Origin of the sequence: Faecalibacterium sp. An121, assembly GCF_002160915.1 — a bacterium.
Taxonomy (GTDB): Bacteria; Bacillota; Clostridia; order Oscillospirales; family Ruminococcaceae; genus Faecalibacterium; species Faecalibacterium avium.
The window spans coordinates 1-11814 of record NZ_NFLM01000034.1 but is presented as its reverse complement, the minus strand read 5'-3'; the positions used below and the strand labels follow the sequence as shown (position 1 = coordinate 11814).

General features: G+C 44.5%; 14 protein-coding genes and 2 pseudogenes. 3 read left to right on the top strand and 13 right to left on the bottom strand.

Features of this window, described 5'->3' with window-relative positions; translation table 11 throughout:
• The 7 genes and pseudogenes from B5E66_RS12210 to B5E66_RS12995 all read right to left on the bottom strand — a co-directional run.
• The coding region (locus B5E66_RS12210; protein WP_143407002.1) for a hypothetical protein at positions 1–410 on the bottom strand (410 nt) is incomplete at its 3' end.
• Between the two features lie 63 nt (positions 411–473).
• Positions 474–953, bottom strand: coding sequence for a hypothetical protein (locus tag B5E66_RS12205; protein WP_087233600.1), 480 nt, complete (start codon positions 951–953; stop codon positions 474–476).
• Positions 954–957: 4 nt separating this feature from the next.
• Positions 958–2109, bottom strand: a complete 1152-nt coding sequence (locus tag B5E66_RS12200; RefSeq protein WP_087233597.1) for an RHS repeat-associated core domain-containing protein — start codon at positions 2107–2109, stop codon at positions 958–960.
• A gap of 131 nt (positions 2110–2240) precedes the next feature.
• Positions 2241–2684 (bottom strand): SMI1/KNR4 family protein, encoded by a 444-nt coding sequence (locus B5E66_RS12195; RefSeq protein WP_087233594.1) that lies wholly within the window; start codon positions 2682–2684, stop codon positions 2241–2243.
• A gap of 15 nt (positions 2685–2699) precedes the next feature.
• Positions 2700–3233, bottom strand: a complete 534-nt coding sequence (locus B5E66_RS12190) for an HNH/ENDO VII family nuclease (protein WP_158098362.1) — start codon at positions 3231–3233, stop codon at positions 2700–2702.
• 93 nt (positions 3234–3326) lie between these two features.
• Positions 3327–3566, bottom strand: a pseudogene (locus B5E66_RS13530) (RHS repeat-associated core domain-containing protein); the annotation flags it as partial.
• A gap of 230 nt (positions 3567–3796) precedes the next feature.
• Positions 3797–4456 carry a hypothetical protein gene (locus B5E66_RS12995; RefSeq protein WP_143407001.1) on the bottom strand — a complete coding sequence of 220 codons (660 nt, stop codon included), beginning with the start codon at positions 4454–4456 and terminating at the stop codon, positions 3797–3799.
• A gap of 81 nt (positions 4457–4537) precedes the next feature.
• Here B5E66_RS12995 and B5E66_RS12180 point away from each other — a divergent pair.
• Positions 4538–5259, top strand: a pseudogene (locus B5E66_RS12180) (IS5 family transposase); the annotation flags it as partial.
• A gap of 576 nt (positions 5260–5835) precedes the next feature.
• Here the strand turns inward: B5E66_RS12180 and B5E66_RS12990 are convergent.
• From B5E66_RS12990 to B5E66_RS12985, 4 genes are all read right to left on the bottom strand, one after another.
• Positions 5836–6714 carry a hypothetical protein gene (locus B5E66_RS12990; protein ID WP_143407000.1) on the bottom strand — a complete coding sequence of 293 codons (879 nt, stop codon included), beginning with the start codon at positions 6712–6714 and terminating at the stop codon, positions 5836–5838.
• 91 nt (positions 6715–6805) lie between these two features.
• Positions 6806–7324: a hypothetical protein gene (locus B5E66_RS12170; RefSeq protein ID WP_087233582.1), complete on the bottom strand. Its 519-nt coding sequence runs from the start codon at positions 7322–7324 to the stop codon at positions 6806–6808.
• A gap of 39 nt (positions 7325–7363) precedes the next feature.
• The gene (locus B5E66_RS12165; RefSeq protein WP_087233579.1) at positions 7364–7642 is read right to left on the bottom strand and encodes a hypothetical protein; all 279 of its coding nucleotides are present in this window, start codon (positions 7640–7642) and stop codon (positions 7364–7366) included.
• Positions 7643–7812: 170 nt separating this feature from the next.
• Complete coding sequence (locus B5E66_RS12985) at positions 7813–8157, bottom strand: hypothetical protein (RefSeq protein ID WP_143406999.1); 345 nt, start codon at positions 8155–8157, stop codon at positions 7813–7815.
• 157 nt (positions 8158–8314) lie between these two features.
• Between B5E66_RS12985 and istA the strand changes: the two genes are divergently transcribed.
• On the top strand, positions 8315–9808 hold the full coding sequence (gene istA / locus B5E66_RS12160) for an IS21 family transposase (RefSeq protein WP_087233576.1): 1494 nt from the start codon (positions 8315–8317) through the stop codon (positions 9806–9808).
• Complete coding sequence (gene istB, locus B5E66_RS12155) at positions 9801–10535, top strand: IS21-like element helper ATPase IstB (protein WP_087233573.1); 735 nt, start codon at positions 9801–9803, stop codon at positions 10533–10535. The genes istA and istB overlap by 8 nt, the downstream gene beginning before the upstream one ends.
• Before the next feature lie 157 nt (positions 10536–10692).
• Here the strand turns inward: istB and B5E66_RS12980 are convergent, their stop codons facing one another.
• Entirely contained in the window at positions 10693–10890 is a 198-nt protein-coding gene (locus B5E66_RS12980; protein WP_143406998.1) for a hypothetical protein, read from the bottom strand.
• Positions 10891–10959: 69 nt separating this feature from the next.
• A partial coding sequence (locus tag B5E66_RS13255) for an RHS repeat-associated core domain-containing protein (RefSeq protein WP_342395006.1) occupies positions 10960–11814 on the bottom strand: 855 nt, incomplete at its 5' end.

Genomic DNA, 11814 nt, shown 5'->3' with positions numbered 1-11814 from the left:
TCTTCCTGGATCTGGAAAAGAGCGCCGTATGGTTCCAGCATCTGCTCCAGGACCTGGGACAGCATTTTACCGGGGTCCTGGAAGGTCCTGCTGTGCGCTGCCACATCCATTTTCTGGGAGTGGGTATGCGCTTCGATCTGGACTTCGCAGTACTGGTTCAGGTTATGCGTGCTGATAAGGGAGCAGGTGCCGCAGAAGATGGGATTGCCCTGGTCATCCAGGATACGGATGGGGGAGTCCGCATAGCGGATACAGTCCTGCTCAGAGACGGGTCCTCTGGCGACAAAAAGGAGTGACAGAGAGCCGTGAGCATTGGCCTCTTCATGGACATGGAGGGACTTGATGGTATATGCCTGGATGGGAAAGTCAAGAATGACTCGCCCAAGTTCAAGGTGGTTCTGCTCACTCATCTCATGTCACTCCTTTTGACGATTATTTTGGAAACTTCACTTACTTGATGCTATACTTTCTACTTATACCAATTCTATTCGGTACGCTGACTTTATGTCTGTAATCTTTGTTTTGGTAATATCATCTTTCATGACGAGATTGCCTGACTGAGTTCGCACATAACATTTTTTTCTTTGATTCTTATAAATAATTCCTATATCTCCCCAAAATTCATTTTGAATTCCGCCAGTACTATACATAAATTCTAGGATATCATTGATGCTCCTCTGGCGATCAATCATAAAATCTTCATTATGTAAATTATATAGAAATAGGATAGCTTCGTTTTCTTTAATTGAGATAGATTTTTTTTCTATATCTAGCCCACTCAAAGGAATCTCTTCTCCAAAGCCACAAATAATTCTGTTTTCCTCGGGATTAAATCTAGTAATTCGGTTTATGTAGTAATCAGTTCCCAATCCTCCCGTAAATTTGCCATAAAATTCATCTGAACTTTTATGTTGATCAATCAGTTTGAAAAGTTCTTGTATAGAATAGAGCATATAATTATCTCCTAATACTTTGATTGAGAATACTAACGGCTTTTTGAGTTAAAAATGCCGTTTGTTGACCTTTTCCGTTTGGTGCTTGATGCTTGTTAACAAACGTGTTAGGGTTAGATAGATATGGACCAGATACGATATCATACTCGGTTTTAGCTCCTTGACGCCCGGCAAGAACAAACTCACCCCATTCTGTATTAGCTGATTCAAATGTTTTAGTATTCAATGCATCAAGAGCTGATTGTGGAACATCAAATATCACTACATCTCCTGTGGTTTGATGTCTTTTTCCTACTGATTGAGACCATGAAAAAGCTTGATCTTCAAGTTTAGTAACATAAAATCCTCTCCCAAAATCCATGTCACGATTTGCATGGCTTAAATCAACGCCATTTGCTTTTATTGCAGACGCAAAAGCTGTTGTTGTACCGTGATAAAATGTAATCTGGTTTTCACCAATACGAGTCTGCCTATAAGCTGATCTCCACTGATCTTGTGTCATAGACCTGCCCGATACCTGGGGCAAGCTAGGAGCTGGATTATTTACAGCATGGTTTGCTTGATAGACTTCTTTTGCGGCCTGATAAGCATCTTTCTTAGCCTGTTGTAGTGCAGCTGCCCTTTCTTCAGCGGACATGTTGTCCGTAACATATTCTTTTGATAGCTGCTCTAACTTTGTATGATAAGCGTCTTTTAAACAGGATGCTGTATTCCCGTTGGGATCAATATAAAAGACCGGATTATTCTGGCAGTACGCATACAGGTTCAGCCCATCGCCGCGGTAGGTATCCTCCTGAGTGAATCGGGCGATGACCGGATTGTAGAACCTTGCGCGCAGGTAGTATTGCTGCGTAACCGGATCAAGCTGCTGGCCGGTAAACTTGAAGCGGTTGGGGACTTTTTCTTCACAGAGATTTGTATTACCCCATGCATCATACTCATAACGATTGAGGACAATGCCATCTTCATCAACGATGTGGGTGGTTGACCCTATCTCATCGCTGACATAGTGGTAATACGTCCTTGCGGCATCCGTATTGCGTGCGATCAGCTCGCTGCTGCGGATATAACGGGTAATGCCAAGGGAGTTTTGTTCAGCTATCACCTCGCGGTCAGGGTTGAAGATAAACTTCACCAGGCTGCCATTTTCTTCCATCTCATGCCGCAGGCCCTCGGCGTCGTAACGGTTGACCTGGATGTTGCCATCAAAGGTGTTAGGTGTTCTTAGAATAATGTGCCCGTATTTAGCTATATGTTAGATGTTCGAATTTGAAATGAATGAGCATCTCATTCGTCGGAGTCGTTATTGCAAAGCTGTTCATAAAAAAAATCTTTATAATAATTCCACGTATTAGGAGGAGACTCATACAAACCATCAAGCAAATGATCGACATCTATAGAGTCACACCATATAACAGAAGGATGTGATTTTACGTTTAAAACAATTAAACTTTCAGGCGGTTCAGCCAGGACAATAAAATGATGTGGAAGTCCTACCGCATGTCGCATTTTTATTGTTTCGTCGATTATGTTATCCCATGGACCTTGAATAAAGCTATAATTGTCAAAGACGCCTATAATGCCACCGCTGAAAAATTCTGAAATCATCTTAAAATCATCTGGCAAAGAGAGATTTAAAAGAGATTCAATTTGATGAATTTCGTGTTCTCCGATTCCATTATCACCTAGAGTTTCCAAACACTTTTTTTTGATCTCAGAAATACTTAACATACTATAACTCTCCTATTATCTGTTTTGCTCTCGCCATTTCCAGTATTCTTTTACATCGTAAGCAAATCTTGCTCTATTTATGGGATGGTTTGGATTTGGCTTATTCCTTCCGAATTGACTATGTAGTATATTCTGACCAGGTTTTCCGACTCCATGGTATCTTCGGCTTGCCTCTACCAGCCCACCTCTTGAATCTTGTCCAAGATGGTGTAGCGTTGCCAAATTTCCATCATTCAGTTCAGGAGCCAATCCTTTTTCTCTTGCAGCTACTGCATTGGTTTTTCCAATAAAATCACGGTTTCCTGTGGTTCTAATCTTGTCCCAATCAATATCAGTTCTTTGATGAATCTGATATGTTTGCATTGTTCCTTTGGAATCGGTTGCAGTCCATTCTACAAAATCACTATATTTTTTAAAAACTTTTGACTTTTGCGAATAAGGGCTTGTACTAGATGCGGGTGAGTTTTCTGGCAGTGCAAGTGTAGTATTCTGCGCTGCGGCATAGGGATTTTTCTTCTGCTCCTTGACAATATTGGAAGCTTCTGCCATCAAGCGCTGCTTGGTGTCATAGTCCATCTTGTCAGGGTCAAGGCCGCGTTCAGATGCCAGCTTGTTAAATGCGTCCTGTTTTGTATCGCACCAGTGGCCGGTCGGGTCAATGTAGTAAGTAGGCCGGTTGGCACAATAGGCGTACAGGTTCAGCCCATCGCCGCGGTAGGTATCCTCCTGGGTAAAGCGGGCAATGACCGGGTTATAGAAGCGTGCACGCAGGTAATACTGCTGCGTGACTGGGTCAAGCTGCTGGCCGGTGAACTTGAAGCGGTTGGGGACGGCTTCCTCCTGAGCCGTAATGTTGCCCCAAGCGTCATAGTCGTAATGGTTAAGAACAATGCCATCTTCATCAACGATGTGGGTGGTTGACCCTATCTCATCGCTGACATAGTGGTAATATGTCCTTGCAGCGTCTGTATTGCGTGCGATCAGCTCGCTGCTGCGGATGTAAAATGATTTAATATAATGGATAGGACGAGTGAGAAATAACTAGAAAAGTTCTTTTGGAAGTTCAAATAAAGTCGAAAAGCAGTCGTGATTTCAGCAGGATCAAGTAGGATTTAGAATACTAATCTTCTCTCAGGTGTTTGGCTCAATTTGTGCACAAGTAGTTCTGATTTAGCTACTTTCTGTAATTCAGTCGTGTTCCAAGCCTTTTTTTCTAAGAGACTAAACCAATTTTTAAATCCGTTATACTCGGAAAAAAAGCGATCTTCTGGCCATCCTTTTAAAAAATCATAAACTAATTTTAATGAGTATTCAATTTTTTGAGCTTGTCCAGTCCATCCGCAAACCAAAGCTAAATCTTCACATTCGCGATAGCTCGTTAAGGTTTGCGATTGAAAGTGCATTTTATACGATGCAATCAAAGTATCAATGTTCAAATCTCCAGCCAATGGAATATATGCTTTTTTTCTAATTAATTCCGATGCTTGCATATAAAAAGAATTATGCTTTTGAGGCGTAATGATTGGACCTTCAATTTTTAGAGTCATAGTAATCGCTGGAAATGCATTGCATAAATTATGAACAAAATATATAGGAACATAATATGTGCTAAATGAACTCATCTTTAACATTACATTAATTACTAAAGGTCCCACTCTGTTGCCAAAACATAGGTTTTGATATCTTCGCATCTCTTTAAGTGTAAGTTCCCAATCAGATGTTATTATTCTCTTGTCATTTTTTGTATATCTATCGCTGATTGATTTAAGCAAATTGTTGCACCTCCTTAGAGCACCTAACAAAACCTGACAAATAGAGGAATATGCAGTAAAATACCAGTGGGGGTGAAACAAATGCCCAGGAAGCTGGTAAGCGACGAACTGTGGAGTCAGATTGAACCACTTTTGCCAAAACATAAGCCTACGCCCAAAGGAGGCCATCCGCGTATACCTGACCGGGCAGCTTTGACCGGAATTATCTTTGTACTCAAGACAGGGATACCGTGGGAAGACCTGCCACAGGAGATGGGCTGCGGCAGTGGTATGACCTGCTGGCGCAGACTTCGGGACTGGCAGGAAGCTGGTGTTTGGGAGAGCCTTCACCATGTCATCCTGCAAAATTTACACGATACGAAAAAGATCGACTGGAGCAGAGCCTGTATGGACGGCTCTGTCATCCAGGTAAAAAGGGGGGCGAACACACAGGTCCCAACCCCGTAGATCGAGGTCGTCCTGGAAGTAAACATCATCTCATAACGGATCGCAATGGAATTCCGCTTGTTGTCGGCCTCACTGCCGCCAATGTGAATGATTGTAAAATGCTGGAATATATGCTGGATCATCTGCCGTCCCTGCGAAATTTGCACGGGAGACCCACTTGTCATCCTCAGAAACTTCACGCTGATAAAGGGTACGATTTTCCGTTTTGCAGACAGGCGTGCACAGTGAGACATATAAAGCACCGCATTGCCAGACGTGGGGTGGACAGTTCCTCTCATCTTGGAAAGCACCGCTGGGGTGTTGAGCGAACCTTTGCCTGGTTCCATCGATACAGGCGCCTGCTCGTCCGATATGAACGCAGGGCTGATATCCATTTGGCTTTTTTCTCCCTTGCTGCCGCTTTGATCGCTTTTCGGTTTTGTTAGGTGTTCTAAAGCTTTTTTCGCCACAGTTTCTAAATTTGTGTAACCCCAATATCCCTGAAAATCCCTAATTTGAATTTTATTGTTTCCGGTAATCTCCCTTAACTTCTGCTGAAATTTTTCCAAATCCGATTTTGCTTTTTCATTGTTGTTGCGGCCTTTTTCTAACATGAGTTCCGCTGCCTGTTCAATGATTTCCATTACGGACGACAGTTTTGTTTTATCAATCCGTATATCTATATCCTTCATCAGCTCTATTTTACCTTTCATTTTATCGTTGACTTTATTCCACTATACTATGCCCGGACACATTTGAAAAGGGTGGAAGTCCCCTTTAGCTCCAATCTGTACAAGGAATAGCGCGGGGCGGCAGCACTCCTTGCTGTCTGCCTCTTGATTGCCTGCCAGCAAAGGCGGGCGGAGCCGTCAACGGCGGCGCGTATGCGCCGTTCATCTTGCCGTTGACCGGCTCGGCTGGGTTTGCTATCTCCCCGATAAATGGGAATTGTTCTATATTTCTTCAAACCGTTTCAGTCGTTTCTCCCAATCTTCTTTTTTCATAAATCTTGTACGCTCCGGAAAAACGAGAATCGGTTTTAGCAAATGATATAACTTTTGATAACGGCTTTCTACTTCCTCAAATGTTGGTTCATACATTCGTTCGGAAATTCGATTGAGAATGTCTAGAAACAGCTTTCCATTTTCCAATTTGGCACATATCTCGTCTGGTACCTTATCATCTATCTTTTTTGCCCAGTCTGAACATAAAACTTGTATAAAATTAGGGCATGGAATACCTGTTTTACTGCTTACCCTAAGATGCAGCCATTCTGTTTCTTCGCTATTGACATAGTCCAGATTTTTTAATGCCCGGATACCATATCCCATACTCCCCGGACCGTGAAGAATGTTAATTGCCATTTCATATCCTGCACTCGCATAGCAGATATTCAGCCTGTGGTTCACATCTTCCATAAATTGATAAATATCTGACCACTCTGTATCAAGCTGACACTGAAAATAAAGAAAACTGCACACAGAATCAAAGGCAAAATTTCTATAATTACTAAGTTGGATACGGGTATAAATCGTTTGCAGATGTTGTGGAGAGCAGTTATCCAGTACCAAAACCTGAGAGGAATTATAATCCTTGTTGTCAAATTCACGATGGAAAACCTTTCTCCACCCGCCGCGAATATTTCTTCTGTTGGGGTAATCATTTCCGCCACGCTTTTTTGTAAACTCTGCATGGGTCATAAAAAGAAACTGTTCTATAATTCTTTCCAAGAAAGTGATAATTTCTTCGTCAATCAAATCATCAAAGTAGAAAACAATGCCTTTTCTCAGACCATATTGTTCCGTTTCTTCAAAATCAAGACAATTTCTCACATCAGTCCCTCAATTCCGATTTGTCGCTTTGTTTATTCCTCCGCTTTGCGGCGGATCACCTTTTTCATTCCCGGCAAGAAGCTAAATTGATTTACATTCCTTTGCGCCGTTTATAGAGCAGCAGCCCATTGACCGCAATCCATACCAGCAAATAGGCCGCAGACACTCCGGTAATCGTCCAGTAGGTGCGCTTCTGCCGAGCTTCGTAGGTCTGCGCTGTTTCGTCTGCGTCGATGGTAATATAGCCGTCCTCGCCGGATATGGACAGCACCCGCCGTTCTATCGGGTCGCCCGTTTTCAAAATGTTCTGTGCGGTGCTTTCTACGGAGCCGGACTCATACTTGTATTGATAGCCGCTCCCGTCCTCTGCCCGATAGCGCACGATGTAGACGGTCGTGGTGGAGTGGTTGCGCTTCTGCCGCCCGGTAGCGTGGTTCTCTCTCTGTACGGGATAAACTTCCTCCGGCATAAAGGTATGAACACCCATGTCCTCATAGGCTGATGCAGGCCGGATAGAGGACAGGTTTTGCAAGCTAAAATAAAGGCATAGCGCCGCCCCAATCAGCAGCATAATTCCGACGGCAAAAGCGATAGATTTTAACTTTGCCATGCACTCACCTCCGTTTCTTTTTCACTGATAAATGGGAAGCTATCGTTTTTTAATTGTCCAACTATCCTCTCGGTTTTTTCTTTGGGCATAGTAGCCGCAAGGCATATCCGCTAAAACGCCGACAGAATGATCAAAATCAAAAACCCATCTTAAAGATACTAATTTTGCTTCATCTGCTGTATGTACTTGTCCACATAGAAACTGCCACATTCCATCGTCTTCATCGTGCGATACATACAAAATAGGGGACTTACTCTCTATTATGTGACAACAAATAATTGCAGCAGTATTCGGTGCGTCATAAAAAGGAAATTCCATATTTATTGCTCCTTCAAATTTCGATTCATCGCTCTATTCCTTGTTCTTTTCTGGCCTCCGGGCCAAGAGTCGAAAGTACGCTACCACCAATCCTGACAAATCGCGGATACAGGTTTGGGGGCAGCAGTGGGTCAAGATGGCTTGATGATCTCTCCGATAAAGGAGTATTGTTATAGCACTACGGCTTGCCCGTTGGGATAATCTCCAATCCATGCGCAAGGGAAATATCCATCTTTATAAATTTCAAGTAATGTACTGAAAAAGCCATGCACATTCAATGTTTTTTCTATGCACGCCCAGGATACATCCCTTTTTACCATATCCAACATTTCATTATCCAGTCCCATTTCTTCCTCTAAATGCCATCTTGTGATAAAATTATTCCATTCTCTCCAAATAGCATCTCCAATTTCTGATGAAATGGCTGAAAAAATATTATCAATTTGCTCATCACCAATTCTCTTAACTGCAATATTTTCTAATGAGCAAATATGTGGCTCCCATGTTTTTAGCATTTGCTCTGTTTTCGGTAAAATAGAAATCGAGCAAAAGGGCGCCAAAATGTGAGCACCCCAAATGGCACAAAAAATGAGCCATTGTCAACACCCCCAAATTATAGCTACCATTAGTTTGTGTCGAATAAACTAAGGAGGTAGCGGAAAGGTGTTAAGAATGGCTCAAGTGCAGTATATCAAAGATCTCTACGAAAATGAAGAGAAAAGTTTGCGGGAAATATCCCGCATCACGGGTCACAGCTTTGAAACTGTCCAGAAATACGCCCAGAAGGAAAACTGGAGCGAGGACAATCTCCCGGATACTGAGCCAACGAGTTATCCGGTGCTGGGGAAGTTCATTCCTATTGTGGACAGCTGGCTGGAAGCAGACCGCAAGGTGCCAAGAAAGCAGCGGCATACAGCCTGGCGACTTTTCTGTCGCCTACGGGACGAGTACGGATTTACAGGCAGCTACTCCAGCGTGAAGCGATATGTCCGCAAGAAGAAGTATGTAATGAAAGTCCAAAGTGCAGGTTTCCTTCCTCTGGAACGCACACCCGGATGTGGTCAAGTGGATTTTGGCGAGTTCCTGTATTACGATGCCGGTGGGCAGGAGCAGAAGGGTTACGCCCTGACCATCTCCTTCCCGCACTCTAATATGGGTTATATGCAAGCATTCCCCTCGCAGAACCAGGAGTGCCTGCTGGAAGGGATGAAGCGCATCTTTGAACACATGGGCGGTGTACCTCCCCGGCTTCGTTTCGATAACATGACCACCGCTGTTGCACAGGTTTTGCGGGGCACTGAGCGATCTCTCACAGAGGGTTTCAGCCGTTTTATGCTGCACTACCGTTTCCAGGCCGAGTTCTGTAATCCGGCCTCTGGCAACGAGAAGGGCAATGTGGAGAACAAGGTTGGATACAGCCGCAGAAATGCCTTTGTGCCGGTTCCCACCATTACTTCCTTTGAAAAGTTTAATGAGGAATACCTGTGGGGCTGGTGCGAAAAGGATGCCCAGCGTGACCACTACATCCACAAGATTCCGATCCGGGAACTGTGGCAGGCAGATGCGGATGCGCTGCTGAATCTGCCGGATTATCCCTTCTCCGTATTCCGCTATTCTACGCTGACTGTGAGCAAGACCGGTTTTGTGGTGATTGACACGAACCGGTACGGACTGTCCCCGGCACTGGCCGGCGAGGTGGTACAGGCCAAAATCTTCTTTGACCACATTGAATTTTTCCATGACCACCATGCTGTTGGTACCTTCCGGCGCAGTTACAAGCAGAATGATGAGATCTATGACTGGACGCAGTATGTGTCCACTCTCTGCAAAAAGCCCAGAGCAATGGAAAACACCAGGTTCTTCCACCAGATGCCGCAACAATGGCAGACTTACTTGGCCTCCACACAAGGCAAAGAGCGCAAAAACGCCTTACAACTTCTCAGCGAAATTGTGAACGACGGCAATGCCGACCTGTGCGACGATGCATTGGAGCTGGCCGCACAGAACGGAAGAACCGATACGGACAGCCTGCGCCAGTGCTACTACATGGTTGCGAAAAAGGAATACCGGCCTGACCCATTGCAGTTGACTTCCGGCCCAATGCTGAACTACAATCCCAATCTTTCCATTTACGATGGCCTGATGGGAGGCGATGCCCATGGCTGAGCAGATTGAACTGATGATGCGGCAGGTGAAGCTGGGCGGTATGGCAAAGGGCTGGCGTTCTGTACAGTACGAGAACACCGAGCAGTACGTGACCGAGCTTCTAAAGCTGGAGTTGCAGGAGCGAGAGGCCAACCGTATTAACCGCATGGTGAAAACAGCAGGGTTCCGTGTACTGAAAACCCTGGATGAGTTTGTCTGGAATTCTGCCATTGAACTTCCCAGCGGTTTAACGCAGGAATATATGACTGATCTGCACTTTCTCACCCCCAAGGAAAACCTGATTTTTATGGGAACGGTTGGTACAGGTAAGACACATCTTGCAACGGCTATTGCCCTGAAAGCTTGCCAGGAGGGGCGAAAAGTGCGGTTCTTTACCGCAGCCGGTCTTGCCAATCTCCTGCTCGAGAAGAACAACAAAGGCACTCTCAACAACTTCCTCGGCTCACTGAAAAAAGTGGAGCTGATTGTGATTGACGAAATTGGCTTTGTACCGCTGCACAAGGATGCAGCCGAGCTGCTGTTCCAGGTGATTTCTGACTGCTACGAGCGCAAGAGCCTGATTATTACCTCCAACTTGGAGTTTTCTCAGTGGAACACCGTCTTTGGAGACAACAGGCTGACGGCAGCTCTGGTTGACCGATTGATCCACCACAGCCATATTGTGATCTTCTCCGGCGAAAGTTACCGTCTTACGCAGTCCATGCACCGGCAACGCAGTTCTTTTTGAAAAAGGGCTTTGGGGCTCCAAAACTCTTGCAAAAGAGCGTGTACATTTCGCGCACCTGACGCTCGCAAAAGGGCTCCAAAACTCTTGCAAAAGAGCTCGCCCTGTTAGCGCACCAAAAGGTGAGCGTTGGGGCTCGCCACATGCAGTCCAGACATGTTTATTGGGTGTTGAAGGCGCTCACTTTTTTGACGCCCTTTTGCAAGACTTTTTTATTGACAAACACAATTTGCTCATTCCAATCATCATAGGCTTCAAAAATGGAATATATTACATGATATTTATCTGCTGCTTTTTTACTATGTTGAAACCAATTTATTGACCGGACTTCTTGTAAAAATTCATCTATCATCGCCATAATATTTCTCGCCGGTCTTCGTTTATCGCTTGTATTATATTTCATTTTAGCACTCTGGAAATAATATTTCTACCAGTCAATTAGGATACGATACTGCATTTCCTTCCCAATCCAGGTATGTCCATGTTCCGTTTTCATCGATTGAAATTTTACCTCTTTTTTATACCACTTGTTAATATCTGGAGAATATAAAGGTTTGTTTTTTTGCTGCTTATTAGTGATTTGAATACTACTTTCATAGAAATTGAATTTCTTTTCAATCTCTATTTTAGGCTTAGTAGACTGATTTGGATGCAGGCGATGATATGCATCAGTAGGAGTTATTCTTTCATCTCGTTCAAGTTTGTAATTGGGATTGTTATGAGCACGCTCATATCGTCTTAATTCTTCCCACTCTTGCCTTGTGAGTTGCTCACCGTTAGCCTGCTTCTGTCGGTAAGCATCAGCCTTAGTATCACAAATGGCCTTCGCTGCATATCCGCTGGGATCGGTATAAAATACCGGATTGTTCTGGCAATACGCATAGAGGTTCAGCCCATCGCCGCGGTAGGTGTCCTCCTGAGTGAATCGGGCGATGACTGGATTGTAGAACCGTGCGCGCAGGTAGTATTGCTGCGTGACTGGGTCAAGCTGCTGGCCAGTGAACTTAAAGCGGTTGGGGACGGCTTCCTCCTGAGCCGTAAGGTTGCCCCAAGCGTCATAGGTATAGTGGTTAAGGACGATCCCATCTTCATCAACGATGTGGGTGGTTGACCCCATCTCGTCGCTGACATAGTGATAGTACGTCCTGGCAGCGTCGGTATTGCGGGCAATCAGCTCGCTGCTGCGGATGTAACGGGTCAAACCGGAACTGTTTTCTTCAACAACCGCTTCACGGTCGGGGTTGAAGATAAACTTTACCAGGCTGCCGTTTTCTTCCATCTC